13 protein-coding genes are annotated in these 15,728 nt (G+C 68.9%); 3 read left to right on the top strand and 10 right to left on the bottom strand.

Translation table 11 applies throughout. The features are described from left to right. From D103_RS0106630 to D103_RS0106590, 9 genes are all read right to left on the bottom strand, one after another. Window positions 1-1,110, bottom strand: coding sequence for an efflux RND transporter periplasmic adaptor subunit (locus D103_RS0106630; protein WP_018876247.1), 1,110 nt, complete (start codon window positions 1,108-1,110; stop codon window positions 1-3). An 89-nt stretch (window positions 1,111-1,199) separates the two neighbouring features. Then, window positions 1,200-1,943, bottom strand: coding sequence for a TetR/AcrR family transcriptional regulator (locus D103_RS0106625; RefSeq protein WP_018876246.1), 744 nt, complete (start codon window positions 1,941-1,943; stop codon window positions 1,200-1,202). An 86-nt stretch (window positions 1,944-2,029) separates the two neighbouring features. After that, complete coding sequence (locus D103_RS0106620) at window positions 2,030-2,704, bottom strand: type 1 glutamine amidotransferase domain-containing protein (protein ID WP_026280289.1); 675 nt, start codon at window positions 2,702-2,704, stop codon at window positions 2,030-2,032. A 156-nt stretch (window positions 2,705-2,860) separates the two neighbouring features. Next, complete coding sequence (locus D103_RS0106615; protein WP_018876244.1) at window positions 2,861-3,868, bottom strand: NAD-dependent epimerase; 1,008 nt, start codon at window positions 3,866-3,868, stop codon at window positions 2,861-2,863. A gap of 4 nt (window positions 3,869-3,872) precedes the next feature. Beyond that, on the bottom strand, window positions 3,873-4,130 hold the full coding sequence (gene minE, locus D103_RS0106610) for a cell division topological specificity factor MinE (RefSeq protein ID WP_026142882.1): 258 nt from the start codon (window positions 4,128-4,130) through the stop codon (window positions 3,873-3,875). Window positions 4,131-4,132: 2 nt separating this feature from the next. Beyond that, window positions 4,133-4,942: a septum site-determining protein MinD gene (gene minD / locus D103_RS0106605; RefSeq protein WP_018876243.1), complete on the bottom strand. Its 810-nt coding sequence runs from the start codon at window positions 4,940-4,942 to the stop codon at window positions 4,133-4,135. Window positions 4,943-5,043: 101 nt separating this feature from the next. After that, window positions 5,044-5,814, bottom strand: coding sequence for a septum site-determining protein MinC (gene minC, locus D103_RS0106600; RefSeq protein ID WP_018876242.1), 771 nt, complete (start codon window positions 5,812-5,814; stop codon window positions 5,044-5,046). Between the two features lie 138 nt (window positions 5,815-5,952). Next, the gene (locus D103_RS0106595) at window positions 5,953-6,714 is read right to left on the bottom strand and encodes a DUF1295 domain-containing protein (protein WP_018876241.1); all 762 of its coding nucleotides are present in this window, start codon (window positions 6,712-6,714) and stop codon (window positions 5,953-5,955) included. Window positions 6,715-6,729: 15 nt separating this feature from the next. Then, window positions 6,730-7,767 carry a cyclopropane-fatty-acyl-phospholipid synthase family protein gene (locus D103_RS0106590; RefSeq protein ID WP_018876240.1) on the bottom strand — a complete coding sequence of 346 codons (1,038 nt, stop codon included), beginning with the start codon at window positions 7,765-7,767 and terminating at the stop codon, window positions 6,730-6,732. 145 nt (window positions 7,768-7,912) lie between these two features. Between D103_RS0106590 and D103_RS0106585 the strand changes: the two genes are divergently transcribed. Then, window positions 7,913-10,069, top strand: a complete 2,157-nt coding sequence (locus D103_RS0106585; protein WP_018876239.1) for a DUF1631 family protein — start codon at window positions 7,913-7,915, stop codon at window positions 10,067-10,069. Window positions 10,070-10,157: 88 nt separating this feature from the next. Then, on the top strand, window positions 10,158-10,688 hold the full coding sequence (locus D103_RS0106580; protein WP_018876238.1) for a lipocalin family protein: 531 nt from the start codon (window positions 10,158-10,160) through the stop codon (window positions 10,686-10,688). Window positions 10,689-10,826: 138 nt separating this feature from the next. On the opposite strand, the gene D103_RS0106575 is transcribed toward D103_RS0106580, so the two are convergent. Next, a complete protein-coding gene (locus D103_RS0106575) occupies window positions 10,827-14,495 on the bottom strand; it encodes a hydantoinase B/oxoprolinase family protein (protein ID WP_026280286.1) in 3,669 nt (1,222 codons plus the stop codon). Window positions 14,496-14,590: 95 nt separating this feature from the next. Here D103_RS0106575 and D103_RS0106570 point away from each other — a divergent pair, with 95 nt between their 5' ends. After that, entirely contained in the window at window positions 14,591-15,679 is a 1,089-nt protein-coding gene (locus D103_RS0106570; RefSeq protein WP_018876236.1) for a metal-dependent hydrolase, read from the top strand. Window positions 15,680-15,728: the final 49 nt, after the last annotated feature.

Genomic DNA, 15,728 nt, shown 5'->3' with positions numbered 1-15,728 from the left:
TCAGCGATTCGCCGGGCGCGGATCGCGCTCGGCGTCGGGCTGGGCGTCCTCGGTGATCTCCACCGGCGTGTCGTTCTGCAGCTTCAGCAGCCCGCTGGCGGCAATGCGCTCGCCCGGCTCCAGTCCGTCCAGCACGCGCACCAGGTCACCCCGGCGCTCGCCGGTCTCGATCAGACGCTGCTCCACCCGCAGCTGGCCCTCGTCATCCTCCTCGATCACGAACACCGACTGTCCCCAGGGGGCGAAGCGGATCGCGGTCTGCGGCGCCACCACGGCCTCCTCCGCCTCGCCGCGATCCAGCGTGACGCGGGCGAACTGGCCGGAACGCAGACGCCCCTCCTCGTTCGCGAGTACGGCCTGCACGCGGAACATGCGCGAGGCCGCGCGAACCCGCGGCTCGATGGCCGTCACCTCGCCGGTGAAGGCATCACCGAAGGCATCCACCTCCACCTCGACCTGCTGCCCCAGGGCGACCTCGCCCAGACGCCGCTCGGGCAGGGTGAAATTCACGTACAGCGGCTGCAGGGCCTCCAGGACCACGATCGGTTCGCCGGGACCCACGAACTGGCCGACGTTCACCTCGCGTATGCCCAGCTCCCCGGCAAAGGGCGCGCGCAGGCTCTTCTGGCGAATGCGGGCCTCCTGGGCCTTCACCGAGGCCGCGGCCTGCTCGGCCTCCGCCACCCGCCGCTGGAACTCCGAGTCGGAGATATCGTTGCGCTCGATCAGCCCGCGCGCCCGTTGCAGCTCACGCTGCGCCAGGCGCTCGGCCGCGCGCAGGTTCTCCAGCTCGGCCTCGTCCAGGGTGGTGTCCAGGTCCACCAGGGAATCGCCAGCCTCGACGCGGGCACCATTCTCGAAATGGATGGCCTGCACGATACCCTGCGCCTCGAAGCTCAGGGTCGCGCCCTGGACCGCCTCCAGGCTGCCGATCGCGCGCACCCGAGGGGTCCAGGTATCGGTCACGACCTCGGCGGCGTTGATCGTGACCACCGGCTCCGGCATATCCTCGAAGTAGTCCGCGATCTGCTGATCCACGAAGGCCTTGAAGCCGAAGATACCGCCCAGCACGACGGCGACCGCCGCCAGCATCAGGATGAAACGCTTCATCGAAGTCTCCCGGGCCGGCGGGTCAATCCCCGCCGGCATCATGAATATGCGCGGTCGGGTCAGTCCGCCGCGTTCAAACCGTCATCGACCTACTGCTCGCCGATCCCGGCCGCGCGAAGCGCCGCCCGCACACGGTCGGTCTCGGCACGCACCACCGCGGGCTCGTCCGGATCCAGTCGCGGCTCCCAGCGCCAGCCGGTCATCAGGGCGTGGAAATGGCGGATCAGGTGGTCATAGGGCCGATGGATGTCATAGGCATCCAGCAGCCCTTGCGCATTCGCCAGGCTCTGCATCCCCACGTTCAGCGCCCAGGGCCCCAGCCCCATCTCCTCCTCGGAGATCTCCCGCGCCGGCGGCAGGTCGCCGCGCTCGCGGGCCTCGGCCACCACCGCGTGGACCGCCTCGCTGATCGGACGCCCCGCCTCCAGCAACGCCTCGCGCCGGGGCACCGAGACATTCGCCCACACCACCTCGGTCACCAGGTACTGGGTGAGCCGGTAGTAGTCCGGATTCTGCGCGGCGAAGTCGATGTCGGTCAGCACGATCGCCAGCATCCGCGACCGCGTGCCCAGAGCCAGCTCCGGGATGGCCCGGAATCGCCCCGCCCGCTCGCGGGTCGTGCGCGCCGCCACCGCCGCCAGCAGGTCCTCGCGGGACTCGAAGTGCTGGTACAGGGTCCCGGTGGCGTACTCGCAATCCGCCGCCAGCTTCGACATCTGCAGGCCCAGCAGCCCGTCCTCGCGGATCCGTTCGTGGGCCCGTTCGATAAACAGCGCCTCGCGCGCCTCGCGCTCGCGCCTTCTGCGATCCTCGGTGCTCATGGCGGGCAGCATATCGAACCCAAGCCGATTTTTGAACCGGATTCACAAATCGGCCCAATAAAGGCCGGGGACCTGGCCCCGGCCCCATTGGCGGGCGCTCAGCCCGCCTCGCGCAGCAGGCGTACGATCGCGTCGGCCACACTCTTGCTGGACTGCGGGTTCTGGCCCGTCACCAGCTTACCGTCGACCACCACGTGATCCGCCCAGTCATCGGCGGTCTCGACCTCGCCACCCAGCTCCTGGAGCTTGTCCTGCAGCAGGAACGGCATCGCGCTGTCCAGCTGCACCGCCTTCTCCTCGCTATTGGTAAAGGCAGCCACCTTGCGCCCCTTCACCGCCGAGCTCCCGTCGGCCAGCATCGCGCCGACCAGGCAGGCCGGGCCGTGGCAGACCGCACCCACGACCTTGTCTTTCTCCAGGAACTCCGCGACCAGGCGCTGCACATGCGGGTTGTCCGGCAGATCGAACATGGTCCCGTGCCCGCCGGGGAAGAAGATCGCGGCATAGGCCCCGTGATGCATATCCTCATCAAGCGCGATCGTATCGTCCAGGGCCTCTTGGGCGGCCACGGCGGCCGCCCCCGGATGGCTGGCCTCCAGGCTCTTCGGATCCAGCGGCACCGGCCCGCCCTTCGGGCTCGCCACCTTGACCTCGAAACCGGCCTTGCGAAAGCGATCATAGGGCTCGGCGAACTCGTCGAACCACACGCCGGTCGCCTGGCCCGGGCCGATCTCGCCGTGGCTGGTGACGACCATCAGTATTGTCTGGCTCATCCCGATACCTCCTTTGCGTCCATGTCTGTGGTGGACTCACCGGAAGGTCACAGGTTCCTGGCACCCACCCGCTGCATGGGTGCGCGAAGGCTTAGGAAAGGTCCGGCGCAGGAAGGCCCTGGCGGGGCTCGCCATCCGGCAGGCCCCGCCCGGGAATCAGACCCGGTAGTACTCGCGATACCAGTCCACGAACCGGGCGATGCCGTCTTCCACGCGGGTGGCCGGGGCATAGCCCACATCCTCGCGCAGGGCCTCGACATCGGCATAGGTGTCCGGCACATCCCCCGGCTGCAGCGGCAGGAGGTTCTTCTCGGCCTTCCGGCCCAGGCAGTCCTCCAGCACCTCGATGTAGCGCATCAGCTCCACCGGCTCGTGGTTGCCGATGTTGTAGAGCCGATAGGGCGCGGCACTGGTGGCGGAATCCGGCTCGGCCCCGCTCCATTCGGGGTTGCGCGGCGCCACGTGATCCAGGGTGCGGATCACGCCCTCGACGATGTCGTCGATATAGGTGAAGTCGCGCCGGTGGTGCCCGTAGTTGAAGACGTCGATCGGCTCGCCCGCCAGGATCTTCTTCGTGAACAGGAACAGCGCCATATCCGGGCGGCCCCAGGGGCCGTAGACGGTGAAGAAGCGCAGGCCCGTGACCGGCAGGTCGTAGAGATGGCTGTAGGTGTGCGCCATCAGCTCGTTGGCCTTCTTGCTCGCGGCGTAGAGCGACAGCGGATGGTCGACGTTGTCGTGCACCGAGAACGGCATGGTGGTGTTGGCGCCGTAGACCGAGCTGGAGCTGGCGTAGACCAGGTGCTCCACGCCGTTGTGGCGGCAGCCCTCCAGGATGTTGCCGAAACCGACCAGGTTGGTGTCGACATAGGCCGCCGGGTTCTCCAGCGAGTAGCGCACCCCGGCCTGGGCCGCCAGGTTCACCACCCGCTGCGGGCGGTGCTCGCGGAATACCCGCTCCATCGCGGCACGGTCGGCGATGTCCTCGCGCACCTCGGTATAGTTCGGGTGGTCCTGGGTGCGCGCCAGGCGCGCCTCCTTGAGCGAGACGTCGTAGTAGTCGTTCAGGTTGTCGACGCCGATCACCTCGTCGCCGCGCTCCAGCAGGCGCAGGCTCAGCGCGCTGCCGATGAATCCGGCCGAGCCGGTGATGAGCACTTTCATCGTGCTATTCCTTGTCGTCCGGCAGGGTGATGTTCAGCTCGAGGACCTCGCAGTCCCCCTCGCGATCCACGTTCATCTGCACCGCGTCGTCGTCGACCTGCACATACTTGCGGATCACCTGGAGCAGTTCCTGCTGCATCGCCGGGAGGTAATCGGGCCCGGAACGCGCCGCGCGCTCGCGCGCCACGATGATCTGCAGGCGTTCCTTGGCGACACTCGCGCTCTTCTGCCGCGGCTGGCGGAAGTAATCGAAGATCCCCATGATCACCCCTTGAACAGGCGCCCGAAGAAGCCCTTCTTCGGTACGTCGACAAAGCGCAGCGGACGTTCCTCGCCCAGGAACCGATCCACGGCGTCCTGGTAGGCCTGCCCGGCATCGGATTCCTCGTCCAGCACCACCGGCTGCCCGGCGTTGGAGGCATTCAGCACCGCCTGGGATTCCGGGATCACGCCGAGCAGTTCGATCGCGAGGATCTCGCCGACGTCCTCGATGCTCAGCATCTCGCCACGTTCGGCGCGCTCGGCCGAATAGCGCGTCAGCAGCAGCTTGCCCTCGATCGGTTCGCCGCCCTGCTCCACCCGGCGTGTCTTGCTCGCCAGGATCCCCAGGATGCGGTCGGAGTCGCGCACCGAGGAGACCTCGGGGTTGGTCACCACGATCGCCTCGTCGGCGAAGTACGCAGCCATCAGGGCGCCACGCTCGATGCCGGCCGGGCTGTCACAGACGATGTACTCGAAATCCTCGGACAATTCGTTCAGCACCCGCTCCACGCCGTCCTGGGTCAGGGCGTCCTTGTCGCGGGTCTGGGAGGCCGGGAGGATGTACAGGTTGTCCACCCGCTTGTCGCGAATGAGGGCCTGCTTCAGGTTGGCGTCGCCGTTGATCACGTTGACGAAGTCGTACACCACGCGCCGCTCGCACCCCATGATCAGGTCGAGGTTGCGCAGACCCACGTCAAAGTCGATCACGGCGGTCTTGTGGCCGCGCAGGGCCAGGCCGGTGGCAATCGCGGCCGAGGTGGTGGTCTTGCCCACCCCGCCCTTGCCCGAGGTAATCACTACGATACGTGCCATGTTGGCTGCAGCTCCTTGTCGTCTTGCCGGTACCCGGCGGTGCCGGGGACAGGCGGACGGGTTCCTGTCATGTCGTGGCCGGCCACCCTTCGGGCCGCCGTTCAGATCTCCGCGATCTTGAGGCTTTCGCCGTCCAGTGTCACCAGCCGATTCTCGCCACGCTCGGCTTCCGTGATGTCCTCGGCGATCCGGTAGTGCCCGGCGATGGACAGCAGCTCGGCATCCAGACGCCGGCAGAAGATACGCGCCGTCACCAGGCCACGCACCCCGGCCAGCGCACGCCCTCTTAACGGCCCCAGTACATGGATGTGCCCGTCGGCCAGCAACTCGGCCCCCGGCGAGACCGCGCCGGTCACGATCAGGTCGCCGCCACGGGCATAGATCTGCTGCCCGGAGCGCACCGGCTGATCGACGATACGGGTCGCACTGTGGACGGCCGCGACCTCGGCCGGTGCGCTCTTCTCCTGCGCCTCGGCGGCCCGCTCGGGCGCCGGGGTCTCGTCCTCCAGCGACACCTCGCCGGTGGGCGCACCGCCGCGCCCGCCCAGTTGCAGCACCGGCAGGACATCGAACAGTTCCGCATAGCTCTGCAGCCGCTCGGCGACCTCGCCGGCCTGCAGCCCGATCAGCTTGAAGCCCTCGGCGCGCACGCGCTCGATGGTCGCCTGCAGATCCGACTCCGGGCTCTCGGCCACCGCCTCCAGATCGAGCACGATCGGCATGTCGCGCATCAACTCCGGGGCCTGCTCGCGCCGCGCCGCCAGCACCTCGCCCAGGACCTGCGGATCGGTCTGGTACACGCGCAGCACGGAGACCAGCATCATGCGCCCTTTCAGCTCAATGGCCTGGACGGAACTCGGGGTCGCACTCATTGGATCGATCGACTCGCTCGCGGTTGGCTGCATCAATGAAGGCTGCGCCCGGCGGCGAAACCGCCCGGCGGGACGTGCGCTTTATAGCGCGGAGGGGGAAAGCACGGCAAGGGATCCGGGCCCGTTGCCACCCGCAGTTCAGGGGCGTGGCGGACCCGGGATCAGCGTGTTGGTGCGCCGCACGTAGTCCGCGTACCCGGGACGCGATTTGTGCAGGCGTCGTTCCAGCAACGTGACGCCGGACACACGCAGGATCAGCAGGATCATCACCACCGCCGACGGGACGGCCCACCAGCCCCCGGCGGCCAGGGCCAAGAGGCCGAACCCGACCCAGACGACGATCTCGCCGAAGTAGTTGGGATGGCGGCTGTAGCGCCAAAGCCCGCGATCCATCACCTGCCCACGGTTACCCGGATCGCGGCGAAAGCGCGCCATCTGGGCATCGGCCACCGCCTCGAACCACAACCCGACGGCCCAGGCCAGAAGCCCGGCGACAGCCAGCGGCCACCACAGGCCATCGGCCTGTATCACCGCCAGCATCGGCAGGCCGATCACGGCCACCAGGGCCCCCTGCAGCCAGAAGATCGTCACCAGGCTGCGGGCGGCGAAGGCCGTGTCGCTGCGACCGGCGCGCATGTCGGTGTAGCGCCCGTCCTCGCCATGACCCCAGTTGCGCCAGGTGATGAAGGCGGACAGACGCACACCCCACAGCAGCACCGGGATCACGATCCACAGCCCCTGCGGCGGCCAGCCGGACAGCCCCCACCACACCAGCGTGACCAGCACGAAGCCCAGCCCCCAGTAGCGATCCACCAGGCTGGCATCGCGGCGGGCGACACTTGCCGCCCAGACCCCCGTCATCAGGAGCAGCGCCGCGGCCAGCCCGGCGAGGAACAGCATCCAGCCCCCCACGCGTCAGGCCTCGGGCCGCCGGAAGAGGACGTGCGACACGAACCACTCGTTGCCACCGCGATAATCGAACAATTCGGCGCAGGCCATGTAGAACATGCGCCAGCGCTGGAACCACAGCGCCGCGTCCTGCTTCCCGTAGGTCTGCTCGAACAGCGGCATCAGCTCGTCCCGCGCGGCGTCCTGGCGGCTCAGCCAGGCGTTCAGGGTGCGCGCGTAGTGCTGGCCGTTCACCCGCCACTGGCGGACCACCCGCAGGTCGTCCTGGAAGTGCCGCGCCAGGTCGTCCGCCGGCATCAGCCCGTCGCGGAAGAAGTACTGACCCATCCAGTCGTGGGCGCCCTCGCTCTCGAAGAGGTAGGCAAACTCGCGATGGGCGAATACATGCATGAAGAACTGTCCGCCCGGTCGCAGCCAGGTCGAAATGCGCCGCAGCAGCTCCGGCCAGTTGCGCATGTGCTCGAACATCTCCACCGAGACCACCCGGTCGAACCCCGTCTGCTCCGGGGCAAAGTCATTCATGTCGGCGGTCACGATCGTCAGGTTGTCCAGTCCGCGTGCATCCCGGCGCGCCTCGATGGAGGCCCGCTGGGTCGCGGAATTGGACACCGACACAATGCGGGACTGCGGATACTGCTCCGCCATCCACAGGGACAGCGACCCCCAGCCACAACCAAGCTCCAGCACCTGCTGACCGTTCTCCAGACCGGCCCGCTCGCAGGTCAGTTGCAGCATGCCCGCCTCGGCCGCACGCAGGTCATTCACACCGTCGGGCCACCAGGCACAGGAGTATTTCAGCCACGGCCCCAGACAGCGCTCGAAATACTCGGTGGGCACCTCGTAGTGCTGCTCGTTCGCCACCTCGGTCGACAACGCCACGGGCGCCTTGCGCATCGCCTCGATCAGCGCATAGCGCCGTTCCATCGCCTCCTCGGCCGGCGCACCGCTTTCGCGCAAGCGTTCGGCCAGCAGGCGACGAATGCCCGCGCGCACAAACGTATCCGGCAGTCGTCCCTGCTCCGCCCACTCGATCATCTGCTGCATGAATGAAGGTCCCCCGCGTCGATGCAAGGTTGACCCGGGTATCCGCGGGCGGTTCCACGACCGACACACATCGAGACACCAAGGACGGTCACACCCGAAGCCGCAGGGGTGCTAGATTGGGGCCTGGACCAGATACACAGCGATCATGGCGCAACGTCACCGGATTCCGGCCCGAACCCTGCATCGCGTCTGGGGCCCCTTCTCCAAGGGCGTCCAGACGCGCCTCGAGACCTTTCTGGGCGAACTCGACGACCGCCTGATGGAGGCCTCCGAGCGCGCGATCGACTCCCAGCGCGCGGCCCAGAACCTCGCCCTGTCGCGCCAGATCCGCATGGCCAGCGCCGCCATCCTCCAGCATTTTCGTGACCGACTTCACAATGCAGTCACACCCGAGGATGCCGACAACACCGAGGCGGCGGGCGAGCACGAACTGAGCCTGATGGACGCCGCCGATACCGAGCGCGAGGTGGCCCTGCGCAAGCTGGTCACCGGCGCGCGCTCGGTGATGGCGGCGGAGATCGATGCCCTGGAGACCGTCACTCGGGATTACCACCTGGCGCCCGCGCCCGAGGACGCCCCGTGGCACCCGCATGCCCTGGGCGAGGCCTTCCTGGAAGCGCTCGAGGCCGTGCCCCTGCCGCCGGAAGACTGCCTGCTCCTGCTGCACTGGTTCGACCGCGACGTGGTCCGGGAACTGCAGCCGGAAATGCAGGCGCTGCTGCAGGCCTTCCGCGATGCGGGTTTCACGGTGCCCGAGGCACGGGCCGGCACCCGCCCCCATCCGGGCGCGGCCACGGCGACGGGTCCCGTGCCGCAGGGTGCTCCCGGCGGTGGCGGACCGCCACCTGCGGGTGCGGGTGCGGGTGCGGGTGCGACTGCGCCCGCCGCCGGCGCCGCGGGCAACTGGGCGCAGTTCGGCTACCAGGTCCCGGTCGCCGGCCAGGTCGTCGCGGCCGCCGGAGGGGCGCCAGCGGCCGGGGCTGGTTACGGCTCGCCGGCGGATGCGGTCACCACCGTGCTGAACAGTGCCTCGCCCAGCACCCTGGAACCCTTCGTGATGGACCTGCTTCAGGGCCTGTTCGACATGATCCTGAAGCGCGACGACCTCAATCCCGCGTTGCGCGAACCGCTGTCGGATCTCCAGCTCCCGCTGGTACGGATCGCCATGCGCGAGACGCACTTTTTCCGTGACCGCGGCCACCCCGCGCGGCAAATGACCGGGCTGCTGCTGAACATCGCCCTGCGCATCGACCCCGACCTGCCGCTGGACGAGGCTCGCCAGCTGCCGCTTAGCCGTCTGGTCTTCGAGAACGTGGAACGCGTGCGCAACGAGGGCCTTGGCGACAGCGACGCCTACGACCAGGCGCTCGCGCGACTGCGGGACGACCTCGCCGAAGTCGAGGAACAGATCGCCCATCAGGCAGCCAGTGAACAGGCCGAGGCGCAACAGGAAGAACGCACGCTGGAGATCACCTACAACGTGGAATCCACGGTCGAGCGCACCGTGATCTCCATGGGGCAGGACATCCCGGACGAGGCCCGCGAGCAGCTGATGGATGCCTGGGTCCCGCTGATGACCGCGCAAAAGACGGCGGAGACAGATGCCGGGGATGGGAGCGAAAGCACCGGAGCCGAAGCCGCAGGCGACACGGAGGCCGACAACGACGGCATGGCCCTGCTGCACGAACTCCTGGCCCTGATGCAGGCCGAGCCGGATTTTCAGGCCTCGGCCCCCCTCCTGGCCCGCATCCGCGCCTTTCTCGACAAGGCCCCCCTGTCCAAGGAGGAACGGGCCCGCATCAAGCAGGACCTGGTCAGTGCCCACCTGGTGGCCGCCGGAAAACGCCGCTCCACGCCCGCCGAGCCGACCAAGCCCGACACCAGTCCAGCGACCGGGTCGTCCGACGAAACGGCGGCCGCAGACGAGCGCATGGAACAGGCCCGGAAACGGGCCGGCAGCCGGTCGAGCTCGGTGTTCGGCACCTCGCCGCGTCATGCCGACGACGACCCGTCCCTGATGCGCGATCACGACGACGAGCACGTCGAATACGCCGACAACCTGGTTTCCGGCACCTGGATCCAGTTCACCTCGCCTGCGGGCACCAAGGTCACCCGGATGAAGCTGGTCTGGCGCGGCAGTCACGCCGGACGGCTGCTGTTCACCGATGCCGCCGGCCGCGCCAAGCGCCAGCACAGCATTCAGGGACTGGCCCATGAATTCCGCAGCGGACGCGCCCAGATCATCCCCGAGGAATCCCTGTTCGACCACCTGATGGACCAGCGCCTCGGTCAGACCGCCTGAGGCCCGCCCCTCCGGGGAATCCGTCGCCGGGCCGGACCTTTTTCACGCCCCCGTGGTCCATTTCCCGACGCCACCCGGGAAGACGACGATGACACGCTCACTGGCGGCCCTTTGCGCGGGCCTGGTACTGGGGATCCTGATGACCGGATGCAGCACCCCGCAGAAGATGCCCACCGTGGATCAAGTGGATCTCGACCGCTACATGGGCGACTGGTACGTGATCGCCAACATCCCGACCTTCCTCGAGCGCGACGCCTATAACGCCCTGGAGCAGTACGCCCTCAACGAGGACGGCACCATTGCCACCACCTTCTCGTTCAACAAGGGCGGCTTCGACGGCCCGCGCCGCGAATACAACCCCACCGGCTTCGTGAAGAGCGAGGACAACGCCGAATGGGGCATGCGCTTTCTGTGGCCATTCAAGGCCGAGTTCCTGATCGTCTACCTCGACGAGGATTACAGCCAGACCGTGATCGGCCGCAGCAAGCGCGACTACGTCTGGATCATGGCACGCGAACCGGAGATGGCCGAGGAGGACTACCAGGCCATCCTCGCCCGCCTCGACGAACTGGGCTACGACACCGACGAGATCCAGCGCGTACCTCAGCGCTGGGATTGAACGTGCGCTGACGCCGGGCGAGAAACGGGAGATTGCCACGGCGCCTGCGGCGCCTCGCAATGACCCAGCGGGCGGTTTCCCGTCATCGCGGCGCGCCGCGCCGAAGCGATGATCGCACGTATTTATGAAACATCAGGGCTAGCTGGGACCGTAGCCGCCCCCGCCAGGCGTATGGATCTCCACTGCATCGCCCGGGCCCACGGCGCGGCGGTCACAGCCCGCCAGCGGCTCGCGGCCGCCATCGGCGCGCAGGATCACGTCCTCGCCCGGCGCCCCGGGCTCGCCCCCGGCCAGCCCGAACGGTGGCACGCGGCGCCGGTTGGCCAGCAGCACCACCTCCATCGGCGCATCGAAGCCCAGTCGGCGGATCACGCCATCGCCACCGCGGTACTGCCCGGCGCCACCGGAGCCCCGGCGATAGCCGAATCGCTCCACCCGCACCGGGAAACGACTCTCCAGCACCTCGGGGTCGGTCAGGCGGGAGTTGGTCATGTGCGTCTGTACGGCGCTGGCCCCTTCGTACCCGGGACCGGCCCCGGCACCGCCGGCGATCGTCTCGTAGTACTGCCGCCCGGCATCGCCAAAGGTCAGGTTGTTCATCGTGCCCTGAGCCGCGGCCTGCACGCCCAGGGCCCCGAACAGCGCATCGGTCACCACCTGCGAGGTCTCGACGTTCCCGGCGACCACGGCGGCGGGCGGCAACGGATTCAGCAGGCAGCCCTCCGGGATCGCCAGGTCCACCGGCGCCAGGCAGCCATCATTCAGCGGGATCTCGTCTTCCAGCAACGTGCGCAGCACGTACAGCACCGCCGCCCGCACGATGGAGCCCGGGGCATTGAAATTGTCCTCGCGGGCCGGCGAGGTCCCCGCGAAGTCGATCCGCAGGCGGCGCGCCCCCGGATCACGCGTGACGGCCACCTGAATCTCGGCGCCGTTGTCCAGCACATATTGGAACGTACCGCCCTCCAGACTCGGGATCAGCCGCTCGACCGCCTCGGTGGCATTGTCCTGTACGTGCTGCATGTAGGCCGTGACGGTCGGCACGCCATACTCGTCCAGCAGCCGGCCCAGCTCCTCCAGCCCCTTGCGATTGGCCGCCACCTGGGCCTCCAGATCCGCCAGGTTCTGATCCGGGTTGCGGGCCGGCCAGTCACCCGACCCCAGCAGTGTCCGGATACGCGATGTGGCAAAACGCCCGTCACGGACCAGGCGGGTCGGGGCAATCAGCACGCCCTCCTCCTCCAGCCGGTGCGAGAACGCCGGCATCGACCCCGGGGTGATGCCGCCGACATCCGCATGGTGCCCGCGCGAGGCCACGAAAAATGCCGGGGCCGCCACCTCGGCCTTCGAATCCTCGGTCACCGCGCCGCCCGGCCCGACAAACACCGGCGTGACCACCGTGATGTCCGGAAGATGGGTCCCGCCGTTGTAGGGGTCGTTCAGCACCCAGGCATCCCCGGGGCGGAGGTCGTCGCCCGCGGCCGCGACCACCGCGCGCACGCTGGCCCCCATCGACCCCAGATGCACCGGCATGTGCGGGGCATTGGCCACCAGCTGGCCGTGGGCGTCGAACAGCGCGCAGGAGAAATCCAGGCGCTCCTTGATGTTCACCGAGTGCGCGGTGTTGCGCAGCGTAAAGCCCATCTGATCGGCGATCGCCATGAAGCGGTGGTTGAAGACCTCCAGCAGGACGGGATCGCGCGGGATCGTATCCGGGTCCTCGACGGCCGGTTGCCCGCGCCGCTCGGCACCGCCCTCGCGCACGAGCCGCAGCGTCCCTTCGTGCTCGACCCGGCCGTGCCAGCCCGGCTCCAGCACCAGAGTCGCGGTGGTCTCGATCACCAGCGCGGGACCCGCCAGGGTCATCCCCGGGCTCAAGTCCTCGCGCCGGTACAGCGGTACGTCGCGCCGCTCGCCCGCCACCACCATCGTGATCGTATCCGTCTCCGGAGCGGGCGCCTCGCGCGCCCCCTGTAGCGGGATCGACGTATCCGCCGCCTCACCCCCGGTCGCGATCGCCTCGGCCGCCGCAACCGCCACGACCAGCGGACGATCCGGCGGCGCGAACCCGTACCGCCCGCGCCAGGCCGTGGCGAAGGCCTCCATCAGTGCCGCGGGCGAACCGGCCGGCACCTCCAGCGCGGTATCCGACCCCGCCAGCCGCAGATGCAGACGCCGCTCGATGCGCATGGCGTCCGCGGCCACGCCCTGCTCCGTCAGAGCCGCGATCGCCGCGCCGGCCTGATCCTCCAGCGCCGCACCGATCGCCTCGGCATGCGCCTCGTCCAGCGGCCATTCCAGGCTGCGCTCGCGCAGGGCGCGCAGCTCGCCCAGCCCCATGCCGTAGGCCGACAGCACCCCGCCCAGCGGATGGAACAGGATGTGTTCCATGCCCAGCTGCTCCGCCACCCGGCAGGCATGCTGCCCGCCCGCGCCGCCGAAACACACCAGGGCGTAGCGCGACACATCGTGGCCGCGCTGCACCGAGATGGTCTTGATGGCCTGGGCCATGTGCTCCACCGCAATCTGCAACAGCCCCTCGGCCAGCCCTTCCGGCGTCGCCGCCTCCCCGGTCGCGGAACGGACGGCCTCCACCAGCGCATCGAACTGTCGGCGGACCGGTTCCGGATCCAGCGGCCGGTCGCGCCCGGGGCCGAACACCGCCGGAAAATACTCGGGACGCAGGCGCCCCAGCAGAACGTTGCAGTCGGTCACCGTCAGCGGCCCGTCCTGGCCATAGCAGGCCGGCCCCGGCTGCGCCCCGGCCGACTCCGGCCCGACCCGCAGGCGGATGCCGTCGAAGCGACAAACCGAGCCGCCGCCCGCCGCGACGGTGTGGATGTCCAGCATCGGCACGCGCAGGCGGGCACCGGCCACCTCGCTCTCCTGGCGGCGTTCGAGCTCGCCGGCCAGATGCGCGACGTCCGTGGAAGTCCCGCCCATATCGAAAGTAATCAGGCGCTCGAAGCCGAGCGGCGCGGCGGTCTTCAGCGCTCCGACGATCCCGCCGGCCGGCCCCGAAAGGATCGCGTCACGCCCGCGAAACCGCGCCGCATCCACCAGCCCGCCATGCGACTGCATGAAGCGCAGCGGCACATCGCCCAGTTCCGAGCTGACCTGCTCCACGTAACGGCCCAGCACCGGTGACAGATAGGCATCCACCACCGTGGTCTCGCCGCGCGGCACCAGCTTGATCAGCGGGCTGGTCGCGTGGCTGGTCGCCACCTCGGCAAAGCCCATCTCGCGGGCGAGCGCCGCGACGGCCTGCTCGTGCGCCGGATAGCGATAGCCATGCACACAGACCACGGCCACGGCGCGAATCCCGTCATTCAGGGCCGCCTGCAGGCGCGGCCGCAGGGCCTCGAGATCCACCGCCTGGAGGACCTCGCCGGCCGCGTTCACCCGCTCGCGCACCGGTTCCACGCGGGCATACACCGGCGACGGCAGCCGAATGGCCCGCGCGAAGAGCTCCGGCCGCGCCTGGTGCCCGATCGCCAGGGCGTCCTCCAGCCCCTCGGTGATCACCAGCAGAGTGCGCTCCCCCTTGCGCTCGAGCAAAGCGTTGGTGGCCACTGTGGTCCCCATGCGCACCTCGTGGATCACCCCCTCGGGGATCGGCGCGCCAGGATCGACGCCGAGCAGGTCGCGCATCCCCTGTACCGCCGCATCGGCATACGCCTGCGGGTTATCGGACAGCAACTTGCGGGTATGCAGCCGCCCCGTCGGATCACGCGCGACCAGGTCGGTGAACGTCCCGCCCCGGTCCACCCAGAAACGCCAGTCTTTCGCCCCTGTGGCTTGAGTCATGTCCACCGCTCTGGTTTGATCGCCCGAACTCGCGCCCCGCGGCCCGGTCGCAGGCTCGGTAATCGTCGAGCCTCTGAATGAAGGAATGATCACGCATGGATCCCGTTACCCACGCCAGTCTCGGTGCCGTGATCGGCGGCCTCGTCCTCGGCTCCCGCCTGGGGCGCAAGGCCGTAGTGCTGGGGGCCGGCGTTGCGCTGCTGCCCGACCTGGATGCGTTCATAGCTTACGGGGACGCGGTATCCGAGTTCATCCACCACCGGGGCTTTACCCACTCCTGGCTGGTACAGCTGCTGGTGGCCACCGGTGTCGCGGGGCTGCTGGCGAAGGTCCCGGCGACGCGGGAGATCGGCTTTGGCCGCTGGTGGCTGTTCTTCTTCCTGATCTGGGCCACACACTCGATGAATGACCTGCTGACCACCTACGGCACCCAGGTGTTCTGGCCGCTGCCGGTCGGCCCCCTGTCCACGGGCTCGATCTTCGTGATCGACCCGCTATACACCCTGCCGCTGCTGGTCGCGGCCATCGGTGCCCTGTTCTACCGTTTCGCGCCACGCCTGCTGGTCGCCGGACTCGTGCTGTCCACCGCCTACGCCGGTTCCGGTCTCGCGCTGAAGGCCTGGCTCGACCATCGCATCCAGCCCACGCTGATCGCAATGGACCTGCAGGACCAGCCGCGCATGATCCAGCCCACCCCGTTCAACCTGCTCCTTTGGCGCGTCACCGTCATCGACGACGGCCACTTCCTGGAGGCCTGGGTCGGCATCCTCGATCAGCCCATCCGGCCGGACTTCGAGGTCTTCGAGCGCGGCGCCCATTTGGAGGATGCCGCGCTGGCCCTGGAGGACGGGCAACGTCTGCAGTGGTTCGCCGGCGACTTCCTGCGTTTCCATCGTGCGGAGCGAGACGACGAACCCGACCGGCTGGTCGTCACCGACCTGCGTCTGGGCGCCCCCGGCTACTTCCCCTTCGGCTTCGAGATCGCGGAGGAACGCGACGGCGAATGGCAGCCCGTCGCCAGCCGCCAGGTCCGCGAGGCCGGCTTGCGTGGCGATGCGATCCGCGCCATCGCCACGCGCATTGTCGACCCGCAGGGGGCGCCCTGTCTGATGGACCTGGCCGAGCCCGACTATGCTATCGCCCGGCCGCCGCCGCGCTGTCGCCTCCGCCAGCAGACGCCGTGAACGGATCCGGCCCTCCCGACGGCAGCCCACCGCACGGATGCGAGCTGTG

The organism is Thioalkalivibrio sp. ALE31, assembly GCF_000377405.1.
Lineage (GTDB): Bacteria > Pseudomonadota > Gammaproteobacteria > Ectothiorhodospirales > Ectothiorhodospiraceae > Thioalkalivibrio.
Note: the sequence above shows the minus strand (reverse complement) of the source record. Positions and strands in the feature narration are given on the sequence as shown.